This window comes from Pseudomonas sp. TE3552 (assembly GCF_056278945.1).
The window spans coordinates 3139271-3155528 of sequence record NZ_JBWBQJ010000001.1 but is presented as its reverse complement, the minus strand read 5'-3'; the positions used below and the strand labels follow the sequence as shown (position 1 = coordinate 3155528).

Here is a 16258-nt window from a genome sequence, read left to right as displayed (position 1 = left end):
CAGGCACGTAGCTCAGTTGGTTAGAGCACCACCTTGACATGGTGGGGGTCGTTGGTTCGAGTCCAATCGCGCCTACCAAACAAAATCCGCTCTGCTGGGCGGTCTAGAAGGGCTCACCGAAAGGTGGGCCCTTTTTTGTTGTCTGTCGTTTGGGCGGGCGACTATTACGCTAAGGTTTCTGCCCCCGCCCAAGGAACATGGAAGTGAGAAACAAATACGCAACAGGCATGTTCTTTCTACTGATGATGACGGCTCAATGTGCTTACTCCAGCGCAACAGACGAGTCCGTCGAGAATGCCTCATTACTCTGCAAAATGCTGGATGGCAACGACGCCTTGGCTCAGGCCTCGGAGTTCTCGGCCGAAGATCGTTCGGTCTACATCTCCATAGATAGCTCTCCAGAGGAAGCCAGAAAGTTTTGCCCCGTAATCAGTGCCATGGTCGAGGATCACGGTATGGTGTTTACGCAAGGCTGGACCGTGCGGATCACCTCTTCAGGCAGTGGCTCTGAAGTTGTCGCTATTTGCCCGTTGTAGGAAACGCACTTCGGTAAGTAGTGGTTCGTGGGAAGCGTTCATGCTTCCCCAGTAGTGTTGTAGTTGCTTCATCTGGCCCGGTTTTCAACTAACCGGGTCCGCTCGGCGCTCCGTCTCCAGTGAGCGCGATTGCTGAACTAATCCAGTCATAACCGTCTACATTTTCAGGGGGCATCCCCTTTCTGAGAGAACGGATATGTTTAGATCTCGCTCGTTGATTGCCGCTATGACGTGTCTTGCCTTGGTGTCCGCTTCAGCGACTGCATTGGCCGACCCGGGAAACGGGAAGGGCCAGGGAGGCGGTAAGGGAAATCCACAAAACATTCAGGACTATGGCAACCCCGGCAGCCATGGAAAACAGGGGAAAGGTTCAGGTGGTGGTGATTGGAGCCATGGCCCCAGCATTAACCACGGTAGCGTCCTTGGAATCGTGGGTAGTTATCACGATTACTGGAGTCCTGGGCCCGCCTTGCCGCCGGGCATTCAAAAAAACCTCGCTCGCGGAAAACCTCTACCGCCGGGAATCGCCCAAAAACTCGATGGTCGATTACTCGGCAGGCTTCCGCACTACGATGGCTATGAGTGGCGACAGGCTGGTACTGACTTGATATTGGTGGCGATCGCTACCGGGATCATCTATGAGGTTCTCAATGGCGCGTTCGATTGAGCTGAAAGCGATAAATTTCAATCGCGCCCTTGCAAGCTAAAGACCGGCAAAGTCACGGGAAGCGGTGTGCACGTTCGGCAGTTGCACATTGCTCGCCCGCTGGTCGTCCGACTTTGAACTGTGTGAGGCCTGAACGGTCAATTCTTCCGTGCGATATCAACCCTCACGGAACCCACCATGCTATTAAAAAACAAGAGTCTTGCTGCTGTCATGTCATGCGTGATGATGCTTGCGGCTGCGCCATTATTGCCCGCTGATCTGTCCATCATGGGCTCCGCCTACGCGAAGGATGGTGGTGGTGGTGGTGGTGGTGGTGGTGGTGGTGGTGGTGGTGGTGGTGGTGGTGGTAACGGTGGTGGCAATGGCGGCGGTAACGGCGGTGGTCATGGTGGCAGCGGTAGCCACGACGGCTCCGGTCATTCCGGTGGCATCAGCAATGGCCGCGGCGAAGGCTTGAGCAGCGATCATGCAGGCAAAGCCGTTCGAGATCATGGCGTCAGTGGCAACCACTACGGTAGCGAACGCAACAGTGACCGTGGCAACCGCTATGGTAGCGAGCGTAACAGTGATCGTGGCAACCGCTACGGTAGCGAACATACCAGTGATCGTGGCCATGGTTCAGTCACTTCGGGCATTGCGCACTCCCGGGACACGCGCGGGGTGACGAAGGCTTCTGCTATCTCGGCTTCTACACCTGGCGATCACAACACAAAAGGGTTGAGCAACGCTCGCACTTCGATTTCCAAAAGAATAGATTAAGCCCAAGACTGTCAAAGCCGGGTGATCCATCAGGACCCCGGCTTTTTTGTGCCCGCTATTTTTCGATTGAGCAAATCCCGCACGATGGACTACTACTGTAGGGCTGATTCAACTTCGTCTGTAAGGAGTATGTCGATGCTGGCTCAATGGTTTCTGGCGGCGATTCATCTCTTGGCCTTTGCGCTGGGCTTCTGGGCCGTACTGACCCGCGGCACGGCGTTACGTCGTCTGATTGCCGGAGTAGGGAGCGCGCGCAGTGTTTTGGTTGCGGATAACCTGTGGGGGATTTCTGCGGTCATTCTGTTGATTACAGGTGGGATGCGAGCCTTTGGCGGGTACGAAAAAGGCACTGATTACTATCTTCACCAACCGCTGTTTCACTTCAAAATGACACTCTTCGTCTTCATTCTGTTGCTTGAAATTGCGCCGATGGTGGCGCTGATCAAATGGCGAGTCGCGTTGGGGCGTGGGGTAGCTGTCGATACCGGGCGCGCAACGCTGTTTGCTCGCATCAGTCATATCGAAGCACTGCTGCTGTTGCTGATGGTCGTGGCTGCCACAGGCATGGCGCGTGGGGTAACGTTTGGTTAGTCAGGAAGGACGCTCTTCCTCACAGCAAATCCGAAACGTCTGACAGTCATGACATAAGGCGGGGCGGTAGTATCGGCTCCACGTTACGACTGCATCGCAAGAGAGACTGGGCGGGGAAAGGCGCGCTCGAATCTTTAGCCAGCCGTTACTCGAGGCTGAATGGGCTGGCTACTGACTGCTGCAGGATTCAGGGAGTTTGCGGCTTGTCCGGGGCGGTCAGGCCAGCCTGAATGCGTTGATAAATCTCTTCGCGATGCACCGCAACGTCTTTCGGAGCGTTGATGCCAATCCTGACTTGCTGGCCGCTAACGCCCAGAATGGTGATCGTAATGTTGTCACCGATGTTTATGCTTTCACCGACTTTGCGGGTGAGTATCAGCATGGTTTTCTCCTTGATTGCTTGGTAGGGCACCTGGTTCGGACAGTGCAGAGGTCGGTATTAGGTATAGATTAGTGCGAAGTCTCGCAGTTTGGGTGCCTCTTTCTGACGTGCAGATGCTGCATTAATTCCCAAGGCGTAACTATACAGAGGCCGCCCTCATCATTCTCGTTGTTTTCAGCCCATTTTGCGGCACTCGAGAAGGATCCATGAATGTTAAAATCGCCGCTTTCAGCATTCAGAGGGAAACGTTGTGCGCAAAATGGCCTTGGTAATCGCAGTACTGACGTTGGCTGGGTGTGGTGAGGGTAAAGGGGTTGACGCTCAAAAGCCGCAACCGGCAGTCGCTTCTGCACCCGCGGCGATCACCGGCCCGCAATGGGACGTCGAGGTGCGCGGCGAAACACCTCAGGCGGTCAGCGACCTGAGTGGCTGGTTGATTGAGCACAGCTTCGTTGCCAACGTCGTCAAGGAGAACGGAAAGGTTCGTATTCTGCTCGGGCCGTTCAATTCGAAAGCCGAGGCAGAGGCCAGGCAAGCTGAAGTGATGGCGGCGATCACCCGGGCGAAAAAAATGAACATCGAGGCGCTGATCGTCGAACACCCGATAGCTCAGTAACCGATTGGGAATCGCTCAATTTGAGGGGCTACTGGCGCTATAAGAAAAGCGGCGGTTAGAAGCGAACAAAGGCCTCGGGCATTACACCTGAGGCCTTTGTATTTTCAGCGGCAGTCAACCGCAGGTTTTCATGTTTACCGGGCCGACAAACTCGTTGCCGCGGCCCATCACGCACGCCACGCTTTGGTTGCGCTGACGTTCCCAGGCCTGTACCGGATAGGTCTTGTTCCAGGCTTCATACAGTTGCCGATCCTGTTTAGAAAGGCGCAAGCCATACTGCTTGCTCATGTAGAAGTAAGTCCGGGCGATCATGCCGCGAATGGACGGGCGGGGCATGACCTTCTTCGCCTTGAAGTCGACCTGTGTCAGGCACGAGCCATACTGACCCGATTGCACGGGCAGCCAGCCGAAACTGAAGTTGCTGCGATCGCCATTCACCTCACCGATGCTTGGCACCAGATTGTGCAAGTCGGCCTCGGCTTTTTGATAGATCGGGTCATACCGCGTGCAATTCTTGCGACCGCCTTGTTGCCAGCACTCGCGCTGATGGCCGATCTGCCAGGCCGGAACAATGTGTTCCCACTCGATGCGGGATGCGCGCTTGGCATTTTTGCGTGGCACATAACCGCAGGCGGCCAGGTCCACACGGTTGCCGGTGTATTTGCAGCCGCAATAGAACTCGGTGGATTGCGGAGCGTACAACTTCCACGCGACTTTCTTGGCTTCGTTGAAGGTGCGCGGGGCGCCAGCCTGGGCGCCGAGGGTGATGAACAGAAACAGTAAGGCAAGCCAGCGAACACTCATTGACTCAATCTTCCTTCGGCACAACCCAGAAAATCTGCACGCCGCCATCGTCGCGATGGGCGAGGGTGACGTTGTCGTTCTCGTCGATTTCTTCGAGCAAGCGTTCCCACTCATCCACGGGTTCGTCCGGAAGACGGAAGATCAGTGCTGCTTTGGCTTTCTGCGCGGTGGGGGAGTTGATGATTTTCTGAACGCGCATACCCAGGCGTTCATAGGCGTCAGGAGAGACAGAGGTTGTGGCCACGGAATTATCCTTATTAAGCTGTACGTGCATACAGTATTTAACTGTAAGCATTTTCGCAACTGCTTAAAACTCAGGAAAATCCTCTGACAGTGGTTTTTTCCGTTTGATGTAGGACGTGGGGAAGTTTTTTTATCGGAAGAAGTCGTGAACCACTCGCCAAAACTGGCGAGTGGTGACAGCGGTGCCCGATCGGAGCCGGTCGGGCGAGGGCGATTCAATATTCCCAGAACATCCGTTGCAGCTCTTTGCTGTCGTTGGTCTTGGTCAATGCGACCATGGCCAGGATGCGGGCTTTTTGCGGGTTCAGGTCATGAGCCACAACCCAGTCGTACTTGTCGTCAGGCTGTTCGGCGTTGCGCAGTACGAAGCCACCGGCGTTGACGTGGGAAGAACGAATGATTTGTACGCCGTCCTTGCGTAAGGCTTGCAAGGCAGGAACCACGCGGGATGAGACCGAGCCATTGCCGGTGCCGGCATGGATGATGGCTTTGGCGCCCGATTGAGCCAGGGCTTTGTAGGCGGTGTCGCTGACGTTGCCATAGGAATAGGCAATTTCGACGTCTGGCAGGCTCTTGATGGTTTTGATGTCAAATTCCGAGTCCATGGTGTGGCGCTTGGCTGGCAGGCGGAACCAGTAGGATTTGCCTTCGACCACCATGCCTAGCGGGCCCCAGGCACTTTTGAACGCCTCGGTCTTGATGTTGATCATTTTGCTGACGTCGCGACCCGACTGGATCTCATCGTTCATGGTCACCAGTACGCCTTTGCCGCGTGCGTCTTTGCTGCTGGCCACGGCGACGGCGTTGTACAGATTCAGCATGCCGTCCGCGGACATGGCAGTGCCGGGGCGCATGGAGCCAACGACGATGATAGGTTTGTCGGTTTTTTCCACCAGGTTCAGGAAGTAAGCGGTTTCTTCCAGCGTGTCGGTGCCGTGGGTGATGACAATGCCATCGACGTCTTTACTATCGGCCAGTTCAGCCACGCGACGGCCCAGTTGCAGCAGGTTGTCGTTGGTGATGCTTTCGGAGGCGATTTGCATGACCTGTTCGCCACGCACATTAGCCAATTGGCTCAGTTCCGGAACGCCTGCGATCAATTGTTCGATGCCGACTTTCGCCGCTTGATAGGTGGCGCTGTTAGCCGCGCTGGCGCCTGCGCCGGCAATGGTGCCGCCGGTGGCCAGGATCACCACGTTTGCCAGTTTCTGTTGGGTTTCGACTTCTTTCGCCTGGAGGGCGGCAGGCAGAAGCATGAGCAGGGCCAAAGCGCCCGGAATAAAAGTGTTGAACGCAGATTTCATTATTGTTTTCTCTTGTAGTGAGACGGTGCGGATGCAGGTCATCTAGAAGCGCCCCAGGCAGATCTGAACGCCGGGGGTGGAGAAGAAAGAGCAGGATCTGTACCAGTCGGACGCAGGAGGTGGTGATCTTTTAACCTGATGATTTTTATCAATATTGTCGCCGTGGTTGACGATACTTTCGCGCCCGGTCGTCCGGGTTTCCGAATATGTGCCGCTTTTACGTTCGGCTCTCCGACTTCCATCGAGGAGGTCACCTTGCAAAATCGAAAATCGGTGCTAAAGAAACCCGCATGCAGGTCGATGCTCCTTTAAGGATCTTTTTTTTCAGGAGTTCACATGTCGTTTACCGTCGGTTTTCCAAACGCAGGCGCAATCACTATCGCGGGCAAGTCCCCGGCCACCATCAACGCCTTGAGTGAAGCGACGTCAGACGCCTCGGCGCAATCGCTGGGTGAAGAGGAAGGTAGCGACAACCAGGTCAGAACCGGTGGTGGCACGGCGGGTGCGCAGAGCGAAAACCAATCCAAGAAAACCAGCAGTCAAAGTATTGCGGTGCAGATACTGCTCAAGCGCATGCAGGAGTTGCAGCAGCAACTGCGCGAACAGCAGCAGCAACTGGCGGCCGCTCAGGCAGCGGATTATCCGACCCCGGAAGCCAAGGCCACCGCTGTCATGTCGATCCAGGGACAAATCGCCGATACCACGGGTGCGCTTGCGCAAGTGACAGGCAATCTGGTGAAGGAGCTGGCCAAGGATTCCAGCACTGGCGGTTTGGTCAGCACCACGGCGTGATCTAAAAGACCAGCCAAGACACTGAGCGGGTCGTTGACAAATCTCGACAGGGTTCGCATAGTTCGGTCTACGCAAACGTTTGCGCGGTCGCCTTCGATGGCTTGATCCGGTGAGGGTCAGGGTCCAGGCGTGCTCCAGCGCAAGCGTTGCTTAGAATAATCATAAGATCGGAGTGAACCCATGAAGCTGCCATTCGCTGGACGTCTTCTCGCTGTCGCTATGCTGGCTGCCGCATCCGCCGCGTTGCCTGTCTCTTCGGCTTTCGCCGAAACCCCTGAAAAACCTAAAGTCGCATTGGTCATGAAATCCCTGGCCAACGAATTCTTCCTGACCATGGAAGACGGCGCCAAGGCCTACCAGAAAGACCACTCCGGCGACTTCGAACTGATCTCCAACGGCATCAAGGACGAAACGGATACGGCCGGCCAGACGCGCATCGTCGAGCAAATGATTCTGGCCAAGGTCAATGCGCTGGTCATCGCGCCGGCCGACTCAAAGGCCATGGTCCCGGTCATCAAGAAAGCAGTCGATGCCGGCATCACCGTGATCAACATCGATAACCAGCTGGACCCGGCCGTGGTCAAAAGCAAAAACATCACCGTTCCGTTCGTAGGCCCGGATAACCGCAAAGGCGCGCGTCTGGTGGGCGAGTACCTGGCCAAACAACTGAAGGCCGGTGACGAAGTCGGCATCATCGAAGGCGTTTCCACCACCACCAACGCCCAGCAGCGCACTGCGGGCTTCAAGGATGCGATGGAAGCGGCGCAAATCAAGGTCGTATCCTTGCAGTCCGGTGATTGGGAAATCGACAAGGGCGGCAAGGTTGCCTCGTCGATGCTCAGCGAATACCCGAACATCAAGGCCTTGCTGGCTGGCAACGACAGCATGGCGGTCGGCGCGGTATCTGCCGTGCGTGCCGCGGGCAAGGCCGGCAAGGTGCAAGTGGTCGGTTACGACAACATCAACGCCATCAAGCCGATGCTCAAGGATGGCCGCGTCCTGGCCACCGCCGACCAGTTTGCTGCCCGCCAAGCGGTGTTCGGCATCGAGACTGCGCTGAAAATCATCAAGGGCGAGACAGTCGATAGCGGCGCCAACGGCGTCATCGAAACTCCGGTAGAGCTGGTTACCAAGTAGTCTTTCTGGCGACACAACGGTGCTCGCCTCTTGGGGCGAGCACATGGAGAGTTTTTATGTCAGTTTGCGCCCCGAACGCTGTCCTCTCGGTCAGCGGTATCGGTAAAACCTACGCTCAACCCGTCCTCGCCGGCATCGATCTGACGCTGATGCGTGGTGAGGTGTTGGCGCTTACCGGCGAAAACGGTGCCGGTAAAAGTACGCTGTCGAAAATCATTGGTGGACTGGTCGCGCCGACCACCGGCCAGATGCGATTCCAGGGGCGGGATTACCGTCCAGGCAGCCGGAGCCAGGCAGAAGAGCTGGGCATCCGCATGGTCATGCAAGAGCTCAATCTGTTACCGACATTGTCGGTGGCGGAAAACCTGTTTCTCGACAACCTGCCCAGCCACGGTGGCTGGATCAGCCGCAAGCAACTGCGCAGGGCGGCGATCGAGGCCATGGCCCAGGTCGGCCTCGACGCCATCGATCCAGATACCCTGGTCGGCGAACTGGGGATCGGCCATCAACAAATGGTGGAAATCGCCCGCAACCTGATCGGCGATTGCCACGTGCTGATCCTCGACGAGCCGACGGCAATGCTGACGGCCCGTGAAGTCGAAATGCTGTTCGAGCAGATCACTCGCCTGCAAGCGCGTGGCGTGTCGATCATCTACATCTCCCACCGCCTTGAAGAGTTGGCGCGGGTGGCCCAGCGCATCGCGGTATTGCGCGACGGCAACCTGGTCTGCGTCGAGCCGATGGCCAATTACAACAGCGAGCAGTTGGTCACGCTGATGGTCGGACGTGAATTGGGCGAGCACATCGACATGGGCCCGCGCAAGATTGGCGCGCCGGCTTTGACGGTCAAAGGGCTGACCCGTTCCGACAAAGTCCGTGACGTGTCCTTCGAAGTGCGCGCCGGCGAGATTTTCGGGATTTCCGGTTTGATCGGCGCAGGGCGTACCGAGTTGTTGCGCCTGATCTTCGGCGCCGACCCGGCAGACAGCGGCACCGTCGCACTAGGGTCGCCGGCCCGAGTGGTGAGCATTCGTTCGCCAGCCGATGCAGTCGGTCACGGCATCGCCCTGATCACCGAAGATCGCAAGGGTGAAGGCCTGCTGCTGACGCAGTCGATCAGCGCCAACATTGCCTTGGGCAATATGCCGGTGATTTCCAGCGGCGGCTTCGTCAACAACGGTGACGAGAAGGCACTGGCCCAGCGTCAGATCGACGCCATGCGCATTCGCAGTTCCAGTGCGACGCAATTGGTTTCGGAGCTGTCCGGCGGCAATCAGCAGAAAGTCGTGATCGGCCGTTGGCTAGAGCGCGACTGCACAGTGATGCTGTTCGACGAGCCAACCCGTGGCATCGACGTCGGCGCCAAATTTGACATCTATACATTGCTCGGTGAGCTGACCCGTCAGGGCAAAGCGCTGGTGGTGGTGTCCAGCGACCTGCGCGAACTGATGCTGATCTGCGATCGCATTGGTGTGCTGTCGGCAGGGCGTCTGATCGACACCTTCGAGCGTGACAGCTGGACCCAGGATGATTTGCTTGCCGCCGCTTTCGCCGGCTACCAAAAACGTGATGCGTTGCTCAACGAGGCAGCGCCTAGGGATCTTCCATGAATACTGCATCTTTGGCCGGCAAACGTAGTGGCAATTTTTACGGCCTCGGCACTTATCTGGGCCTAGCTGGTGCCTTGCTGGCGATGGTCGCGCTGTTCTCGGTCCTGAGCAGCCATTTCCTGTCCTACGACACTTTCAGCACCCTGGCCAACCAGATCCCCGACTTGATGGTGCTGGCGGTCGGCATGACCTTCGTTTTGATCATCGGCGGTATCGATTTGTCGGTAGGGTCAGTGCTGGCGCTCGCGGCCTCGGCGGTCAGCGTGGCAATTCTCGGTTGGGGCTGGAGCGTTTTGCCCGCGGCCTTGCTCGGCATGGCGGTTGCGGCATTGGCCGGGACCATCACTGGTTCGATCACCGTGGCCTGGCGGATTCCGTCGTTCATCGTGTCCCTCGGGGTGCTGGAAATGGCGCGGGGCCTGGCGTATCAGATGACCGGTTCGCGCACCGCCTACATCGGTGATGCCTTCGCCTGGCTGTCCAATCCGATCGCATTCGGCATCTCGCCGTCGTTCATCATTGCCCTGCTGATTATCTTCATCGCCCAGGCCGTGCTGACGCGTACGGTGTTCGGTCGTTACCTGATCGGCATCGGCACCAACGAAGAGGCGGTGCGTCTGGCGGGGATCAATCCAAAGCCCTACAAGATCCTGGTCTTCAGTCTGATGGGGCTGCTGGCCGGTATCGCTGCGTTGTTTCAGATTTCTCGCCTGGAAGCGGCGGATCCAAATGCCGGCTCCGGTCTGGAGCTGCAGGTGATCGCCGCGGTCGTGATCGGCGGCACCAGCCTGATGGGCGGGCGCGGTTCGGTCATCAGCACGTTCTTTGGCGTCCTGATCATCTCCGTATTGGCAGCCGGTCTGGCGCAGATCGGCGCGACCGAGCCAACCAAACGCATCATCACCGGTGCGGTTATCGTGGTGGCGGTGGTGCTCGATACTTATCGCAGTCAGCGCGCAAGCCGGCGGACCTGAGTCATGGCAACAATCAAGGATGTAGCGGCACTCGCGGGCATTTCCTACACCACGGTTTCCCACGTGGTGAACAAAACGCGGCCGGTCAGTGAAGAAGTGCGGATCAAGGTCGAGGCGGCGATCAAAAGCCTCGACTACGTGCCCAGCGCCGTGGCCCGTTCGTTGAAAGCGAAAACCACCGCGACCATCGGCCTGCTCGTGCCCAACAGCCTCAACCCGTACTTCGCCGAGCTGGCCCGTGGCATCGAGGATTACTGCGAACGCAACGGCTATTGCGTCATTCTCTGCAACTCCGATGACAACCCGGACAAGCAGCGCAGCTACCTTCGCGTGTTGCTGGAAAAGCGCATCGACGGCTTGATCGTTGCGTCTGCCGGGGGTGACAGCGGCCTGGCTGAAGGCCTGACGGGCGTGCGTACGCCGATGGTGATCGTCGACCGTGATCTGGAGGGTGTCGATGCGGACCTGGTGCGTATCGATCACGAATACGGCGCCTATCTGGCGACCCGGCACTTACTGGAGTTGGGGCATCGGGACATCGCCACGATTGGTGGGCCGGCGAGTACCAGCGTGGCGCAGATGCGTCTGGCCGGTTATTGCCGGGCGTTGAAAGAGGCGGGCGTCGAGGTGCCTCGCGAGCGCATGCTGGAAAGTGACTTCACCAGCACCGGCGGTTACAACGCCGCCGCGATCCTGCTGGAAAAGAATCCGCCCAGCGCGATATTCGCCGGCAACGACATGATCGGTATCGGTGTGTTGCGCGCCGCCGCCGAGCGCAATATTCGTGTGCCCACCGAGCTGTCGGTGATCGGCTTCGACGATATCCAGATGAGCCGTTACGTTTATCCGGCGTTGACCACTGTGGGCCAATCGATCCTGCAGCTTGGCGAGATGGCGGCCGAGGTGTTGTTGCGCAGGATTGCCACGCCGGACCTGACGACTGATCAGCGAATCGTGACGCCCAGTATTGTCCTGCGAGAATCGACTGCGCCGCTGGCCGGTGTGTTCTCCCAATACCGCTGAAACCAAAAGCACCGCAGAAACAGAATTGACGAGTAGTGATGTATGCCAGCAAAAGTAGTGGTAATAGGCAGCCTGAACATGGACCTGGTAACCCGGGCGCCGCGGCTGCCCCGTGGTGGTGAAACGCTGATCGGCGAATCGTTTGCCACGGTTTCGGGCGGCAAGGGCGCGAACCAGGCCGTGGCCGCGGCGCGGCTGGGGGCGCCGGTGTCGATGGTTGGATGTGTGGGCAGCGACGCCTATGGCGAAACACTGCGCGGAGCGTTGTTGGCCGAGCAGATCGATTGCCAGGCAGTCAGTACTGTTGAAGGTTCCAGCGGTGTGGCGTTGATCGTGGTCGATGACAACAGTCAGAACGCGATCGTGATTGTTGCCGGCGCCAACGGTGCATTGACGTCCGAGGTGATCGATCGTTTCGACAGCGTATTGCAGGCGGCGGATGTCATCATCTGTCAGCTGGAAGTGCCGGATGCCACGGTCGGCCATGCTCTGAAGCGTGGTCGTGAGCTGGGTAAAACCGTGATCCTCAACCCGGCACCGGCCAGTTGCCCGTTGCCGGCGGATTGGTATGCGGCCATCGATTACCTGATCCCCAACGAAAGCGAAGCCTCGGCGTTGAGCGGTTTGCCGGTGGATTCCCTGAGCAGCGCCGAAACCGCCGCAACCCGTTTGATCGCCATGGGCGCCGGCAAAGTGATCATCACCCTCGGGGCCCAAGGTTCGCTATTGGCCAATGGCGCGCGCTTTGAGCATTTCCCTGCACCGAAAGTGAAGGCGGTCGATACCACTGCGGCCGGTGACACGTTCGTCGGTGGTTTTGCCGCGGCGCTGGCGGCCGGCAAAAGCGAGGTCGATGCAATCCGTTTCGGCCAGGTCGCCGCTGCGCTGTCCGTTACCCGTGCCGGCGCGCAACCTTCGATTCCCACCTTGTCCGACGTACAGGCCTTTAACGCACCATGAAAAAGACACCTTTGCTCAACGTCGCGCTGTCGCGGCTGATCGCGTCCCTGGGCCATGGCGACACGGTCGTGATCGGCGATGCCGGCCTGCCGGTTCCGCCCGGCGTCGAATTGATCGACTTGGCCTTGACCCACGGCATTCCGGATTTCATCAGTACCTTGAAGGTCGTGCTCAGCGAAATGCAGGTCGAAAGCCATGTGCTGGCCCATGAGATTCTGGACAAGAAACCGTCAGCCTTGAGCACGCTGGATGAACTGAATGCCGAAGGTGCTCTGGGCCGGCGTGAACTGCTCAGTCATGACCAATTCAAAGTACTCAGCCGACAGGCGCGGGCGATTGTTCGTACAGGCGAATGTCAACCGTACTGCAACATCGTTTTGGTGGCTGGAGTAACGTTTTAACGTTCCGTTCTTCCCACGCACAAGGAGTGCGCTATGCACCGCTATGCTCAGAAACTGCATCATCTGCTTCGGAGTCTGCTGCTTTTGTCCCTGATTACCGCAACAAGCGCCCAAGCGGCGGAAAAGATCGACTTGATCATCGATACCGATCCGGGTGCCGATGACGTCGTTGCCTTGCTGTTTGCCCTGGCATCGCCGGAAGAACTGAACATTCGCGCGCTGACTACCGTCGCTGGCAACGTGCGCCTGGACAAGACCTCGCGCAATGCACGTCTGGCTCGCGAATGGGCAGGGCGTGAGGAAGTGCCTGTTTACGCGGGTGCACCGAAACCGCTGATGCGCACGCCGATCTATGCCGAGAACATTCATGGCAAGGAAGGCCTGTCGGGTGTCACCGTGCACGAGCCGAAGAAAGGCCTGGCCGAAGGCAATGCGGTCAATTATCTGATCGAAACCCTGAAGGCCGCCAAACCCCACAGCATCACCATCGCCATGCTCGGTCCACAGACTAACCTGGCGCTGGCGCTGATCCAGGAACCTGAAATCGTTCAGGGCATCAAGGAAGTGGTGATCATGGGCGGTGCGCACTTCAACGGCGGCAATATCACCCCGGTGGCCGAATTCAACCTGTACGCTGATCCCCAGGCCGCGGAAGTGGTGCTCAAGAGTGGCGTCAAGCTGACCTACCTGCCACTGGACGTGACCCACAAGATTCTGACCAGTGAAGCGCGCCTGAAGCAGATCGCTGCCTTGAACAACAATGCCAGCAAACTGGTGGGCGATATTCTCAACGAGTACGTCAAAGGCGACATGGAGCACTACGGCATTCCGGGTGGCCCGGTGCATGACGCCACGGTCATCGCTTACCTGCTCAAGCCGGAGTTGTTCACCGGGCGTTCGGTCAATGTGGTGGTTGATAGTCGCGAAGGGCCGACCTTCGGTCAGACCATTGTCGACTGGTATGACGGCCTGAAGGCACCGAAAAACGCCTTCTGGGTTGAAAATGGCGACGCTCAGGGCTTCTTCGATCTGCTGACCCAGCGCCTGGCTCGTTTGAAGTAAGCCATAGACCCGCAGGTGCCAGCCTGCGGGGTTTTCCGCTACTCGGTATCCGTTGCGCTCATGCCCTTATAGTCGACGGAGTACTTCTCGAGAACCTGGGTTATGAAGGTCTGGGCGGCCTGCGTCCCCAATTCCTTGACCAGCAAATCGATACCAATGATTGCCAGCTCTTCCGGACTGCCCGGGCTGTAAGAGCTGTGACCCTGTGGCCACTTGATTGTGATATTGGCGTCGATGCTTACGGTGGTCATGATGGCGCTCGTGAAGTCGGGAAAGTCTGAGTGTCGAGTTAACCATTTTGCAGGACGTTTGGCACTCCGACTTAGGCATCAGGGAAGGGCTATGCGACACTTGGTCTTTGACGAATTTTCAAGGATTGTGCTGTGCAGATCGATTTGAACACTCCCGATGGCTTGACCCTCGAAGCGGTGCGTCAGCTGCTGGCTTCTGCCAGCGACGATGAACACACTCAGTTGCGGGTCACCAAGGGCGGCATCGCCTACATTTCGTCGGGTGTCGTGGGCGGTACTGAGATCGACGGCCTGCTGTTTCGCCTGGAAACGTGGGCCAAGGGTTCCGGTTATGTCGGATTGGTCGCGGCCAGCGACGAGGTCTGGGTGATGCAGATCTTCAATGCGCTGAAAGAGAACTGGCCGAAACCGCCTTTCGACTACATCGACGTTTATTGAGCGCTGTTCATATTCAGTCACGATTGAGTGATGAACGGCAGGGTGATGCTCAGGCACACTCGCTACTGTCAGGGTCGAGGGCAGGGCGTTGGCATTTGTCTTGAAACCAAACGCCAAAATGGCGGTCGCACGATCTCAGCTTAACTATCGTAAAAAAGGAGGCTTCATGCCTTGGAAGCTCGCGTCATTGGGTACTTTGTTGGTCGCCACGCTGCTGGCCGGTTGCAGCAGTACGTCCACCGAGTCGGCAAAGGACCCTGTGGCGACCGACACCGGTCACAGCCGTTGTGAAGCAAAGGCTGCCGAATTCACCATTGGCAAAAAGGCTTCGCCCGAACTGCTCGAGCAGGCACGTACCCGCGCAGGTGCGCAGAATGCCCGGTTCCTCAAGCCCAACGACATGGTGACCCTGGAGTATCGTTCCGATCGCCTGAACCTGAACACCGACAACAATCTGGTGGTCACCCGCGTCAACTGCGGCTGATTGCTTCAGGCTTTTGTTTCGCTCATAAAAAACCCCGTCACATGGACGGGGTTTTTTTAGTGCGCCAGAAAATTACTCTGGGCGGACTTGTGCAGCTTGCATACCCTTTTGGCCTTTCTCAGCCACGAAGGAAACGGTCTGGCCTTCTTTCAGGCTTTTGAAACCGTCGCTTTCGATAGCTTTGAAGTGTACGAACAGGTCGTCACCGCCACCTTGAGGAGTGATGAAGCCGAAGCCTTTTTCATCGTTGAACCATTTAACGGTGCCGGTTTGGCGATTAGACATGGTGTATCTCCAAGAAACATATATTTTCAGTAGTACTGTGCTGCTCAGGCCAACTGGGCACACGGGAGTATCATAGTCGAAATGTTCGCTTTGGGAGCCCCCCGGACGTGCTGTTTGCCCTGCAGTCGCGTTCTCTTTGTTGCTTTGTGTGGCTGAAAGCCCCGTTTTAAAAGGCTTTCAGCCGAAAGTAAAGACAATAAAAAAAGCTGAAAAACCTGAATAATTTGTACGAAAAAGCGGTTTTCAGGCTCCTTTCATCGGCTCTGAAGGCCTTGAAGGCGCTCAGCCGAGCTTATTTTTTTGCCTTGTTATCGACCTTGCAGGCGGCGATCTGGCCCAGTGCCTTCTGCTGCAGTTCCTGGCTGGCCTTGTTATCCATCAGGGCCTGAATGTCGCTGGCAGGGTACGATTTGATCGCGTCGGCCCCACACGCGCAGTGTGACTTGGCTGCCGCGGCGCCGATCTGTGGAGTGGCCGCCTGAGTGCATTGAGCCATGTATTTCTCGCGCTCACCCTTTGGCCAATCTGCATGTGCGGCCAGTGGCAGCAACAGAACGATGGGTGCGACTACAGCGAATAAACGATTCAGACGCATGCTGAGATGCTCCTTTCGGGTCAATGTCTTTTATCTGATGGGTGACACGGGGTTCAAGTTCAGCACTCTGGCACAAAAAAGCCTGATTTGCCCCCGGAGAAAACCTCTGTGCATCGACGACCGTTCATCTGTGCTAGCATGCCTGGCTCGGGCATTTGCAGGCTCCGGATGACCTTTCGTCCCGGCAGCGGCAAATGCGCGAATAACCCTGATTTGAATCCCAGTCACTCTGGTTCGGTTTTCCGGTTGGCCGCAAGGCTCCTGCCGCTGTAAGGCAGGCGTTCGTTATTGAATGGCCTGGACCGGATCTTGTACTGGCTCATCCCAACCCACGTGACCTTTGG

The 16258-nt window shown here is 57.5% G+C and carries 22 protein-coding genes and 1 tRNA gene; 16 read left to right on the top strand and 7 right to left on the bottom strand.

Annotated elements, in window-relative coordinates; all coding sequences use genetic code 11:
• Position 1: 1 nt before the first annotated feature.
• The 5 genes from ACZ9BB_RS14060 to ACZ9BB_RS14040 all read left to right on the top strand — a co-directional run bounded on the left by ACZ9BB_RS14060 (position 2) and on the right by ACZ9BB_RS14040 (position 2553).
• A tRNA-Val gene (locus ACZ9BB_RS14060) sits at positions 2–78 on the top strand.
• Positions 79–197: 119 nt separating this feature from the next.
• Positions 198–536, top strand: coding sequence for a hypothetical protein (locus ACZ9BB_RS14055; protein ID WP_476214301.1), 339 nt, complete (start codon positions 198–200; stop codon positions 534–536).
• Positions 537–732: 196 nt separating this feature from the next.
• On the top strand, positions 733–1203 hold the full coding sequence (locus tag ACZ9BB_RS14050; RefSeq protein ID WP_476214300.1) for an anti-virulence regulator CigR family protein: 471 nt from the start codon (positions 733–735) through the stop codon (positions 1201–1203).
• A 177-nt stretch (positions 1204–1380) separates the two neighbouring features.
• Positions 1381–1962 (top strand): hypothetical protein, encoded by a 582-nt coding sequence (locus ACZ9BB_RS14045; RefSeq protein WP_476214299.1) that lies wholly within the window; start codon positions 1381–1383, stop codon positions 1960–1962.
• Positions 1963–2097: 135 nt separating this feature from the next.
• A complete protein-coding gene (locus ACZ9BB_RS14040; RefSeq protein WP_476214298.1) occupies positions 2098–2553 on the top strand; it encodes a DUF2214 family protein in 456 nt (151 codons plus the stop codon).
• Between the two features lie 187 nt (positions 2554–2740).
• Here ACZ9BB_RS14040 and csrA read toward each other — a convergent pair whose 3' ends face one another.
• Positions 2741–2935: a carbon storage regulator CsrA gene (csrA, locus tag ACZ9BB_RS14035; RefSeq protein WP_007905913.1), complete on the bottom strand. Its 195-nt coding sequence runs from the start codon at positions 2933–2935 to the stop codon at positions 2741–2743.
• A 250-nt stretch (positions 2936–3185) separates the two neighbouring features.
• Here csrA and ACZ9BB_RS14030 point away from each other — a divergent pair, with 250 nt between their 5' ends.
• Positions 3186–3551 carry an SPOR domain-containing protein gene (locus tag ACZ9BB_RS14030; protein WP_476214297.1) on the top strand — a complete coding sequence of 122 codons (366 nt, stop codon included), beginning with the start codon at positions 3186–3188 and terminating at the stop codon, positions 3549–3551.
• Between the two features lie 114 nt (positions 3552–3665).
• On the opposite strand, the gene ACZ9BB_RS14025 is transcribed toward ACZ9BB_RS14030, so the two are convergent.
• The 3 genes from ACZ9BB_RS14025 to ACZ9BB_RS14015 form a co-directional block, all read right to left on the bottom strand.
• Entirely contained in the window at positions 3666–4355 is a 690-nt protein-coding gene (locus tag ACZ9BB_RS14025) for an endonuclease (protein WP_476214296.1), read from the bottom strand.
• Between the two features lie 4 nt (positions 4356–4359).
• A complete protein-coding gene (locus ACZ9BB_RS14020; protein ID WP_476214295.1) occupies positions 4360–4650 on the bottom strand; it encodes a DUF1654 domain-containing protein in 291 nt (96 codons plus the stop codon).
• A 163-nt stretch (positions 4651–4813) separates the two neighbouring features.
• Positions 4814–5902: an asparaginase gene (locus tag ACZ9BB_RS14015; RefSeq protein WP_476214294.1), complete on the bottom strand. Its 1089-nt coding sequence runs from the start codon at positions 5900–5902 to the stop codon at positions 4814–4816.
• Positions 5903–6238: 336 nt separating this feature from the next.
• On the opposite strand from ACZ9BB_RS14015, the gene ACZ9BB_RS14010 reads away from it, so the two are divergent.
• The 8 genes from ACZ9BB_RS14010 to ACZ9BB_RS13975 all read left to right on the top strand — a co-directional run bounded on the left by ACZ9BB_RS14010 (position 6239) and on the right by ACZ9BB_RS13975 (position 13861).
• Positions 6239–6694 (top strand): hypothetical protein, encoded by a 456-nt coding sequence (locus ACZ9BB_RS14010; RefSeq protein WP_476214293.1) that lies wholly within the window; start codon positions 6239–6241, stop codon positions 6692–6694.
• Between the two features lie 180 nt (positions 6695–6874).
• Positions 6875–7831 (top strand): substrate-binding domain-containing protein, encoded by a 957-nt coding sequence (locus tag ACZ9BB_RS14005; RefSeq protein WP_476214292.1) that lies wholly within the window; start codon positions 6875–6877, stop codon positions 7829–7831.
• Positions 7832–7887: 56 nt separating this feature from the next.
• Positions 7888–9441, top strand: coding sequence for a sugar ABC transporter ATP-binding protein (locus ACZ9BB_RS14000; RefSeq protein WP_476214291.1), 1554 nt, complete (start codon positions 7888–7890; stop codon positions 9439–9441).
• Positions 9438–10415, top strand: a complete 978-nt coding sequence (locus ACZ9BB_RS13995; protein WP_007905898.1) for an ABC transporter permease — start codon at positions 9438–9440, stop codon at positions 10413–10415. The genes ACZ9BB_RS14000 and ACZ9BB_RS13995 overlap by 4 nt, the downstream gene beginning before the upstream one ends.
• Positions 10416–10418: 3 nt before the next feature.
• On the top strand, positions 10419–11438 hold the full coding sequence (locus tag ACZ9BB_RS13990; RefSeq protein WP_476214290.1) for a LacI family DNA-binding transcriptional regulator: 1020 nt from the start codon (positions 10419–10421) through the stop codon (positions 11436–11438).
• 42 nt (positions 11439–11480) lie between these two features.
• A complete protein-coding gene (gene rbsK, locus ACZ9BB_RS13985; RefSeq protein ID WP_476214289.1) occupies positions 11481–12398 on the top strand; it encodes a ribokinase in 918 nt (305 codons plus the stop codon).
• Positions 12395–12799, top strand: a complete 405-nt coding sequence (gene rbsD / locus ACZ9BB_RS13980; protein WP_476214288.1) for a D-ribose pyranase — start codon at positions 12395–12397, stop codon at positions 12797–12799. Before rbsK ends, rbsD begins: the two co-directional genes overlap by 4 nt.
• 33 nt (positions 12800–12832) lie before the next feature.
• Positions 12833–13861 carry a nucleoside hydrolase gene (locus ACZ9BB_RS13975; RefSeq protein ID WP_476214287.1) on the top strand — a complete coding sequence of 343 codons (1029 nt, stop codon included), beginning with the start codon at positions 12833–12835 and terminating at the stop codon, positions 13859–13861.
• A gap of 38 nt (positions 13862–13899) precedes the next feature.
• Here the strand turns inward: ACZ9BB_RS13975 and ACZ9BB_RS13970 are convergent, their stop codons facing one another.
• Positions 13900–14112: a hypothetical protein gene (locus ACZ9BB_RS13970; protein WP_305409703.1), complete on the bottom strand. Its 213-nt coding sequence runs from the start codon at positions 14110–14112 to the stop codon at positions 13900–13902.
• Positions 14113–14244: 132 nt separating this feature from the next.
• On the opposite strand from ACZ9BB_RS13970, the gene ACZ9BB_RS13965 reads away from it, so the two are divergent.
• Positions 14245–14550, top strand: a complete 306-nt coding sequence (locus ACZ9BB_RS13965; RefSeq protein WP_476214286.1) for a hypothetical protein — start codon at positions 14245–14247, stop codon at positions 14548–14550.
• 166 nt (positions 14551–14716) lie between these two features.
• Positions 14717–15034, top strand: coding sequence for an I78 family peptidase inhibitor (locus tag ACZ9BB_RS13960; RefSeq protein WP_476214285.1), 318 nt, complete (start codon positions 14717–14719; stop codon positions 15032–15034).
• Positions 15035–15106: 72 nt separating this feature from the next.
• On the opposite strand, the gene ACZ9BB_RS13955 is transcribed toward ACZ9BB_RS13960, so the two are convergent.
• Both ACZ9BB_RS13955 and ACZ9BB_RS13950 read right to left on the bottom strand, forming a co-directional pair.
• Positions 15107–15319, bottom strand: coding sequence for a cold-shock protein (locus tag ACZ9BB_RS13955; RefSeq protein ID WP_003179963.1), 213 nt, complete (start codon positions 15317–15319; stop codon positions 15107–15109).
• 292 nt (positions 15320–15611) lie between these two features.
• Complete coding sequence (locus tag ACZ9BB_RS13950) at positions 15612–15914, bottom strand: hypothetical protein (RefSeq protein ID WP_476214284.1); 303 nt, start codon at positions 15912–15914, stop codon at positions 15612–15614.
• Positions 15915–16258: the final 344 nt, after the last annotated feature.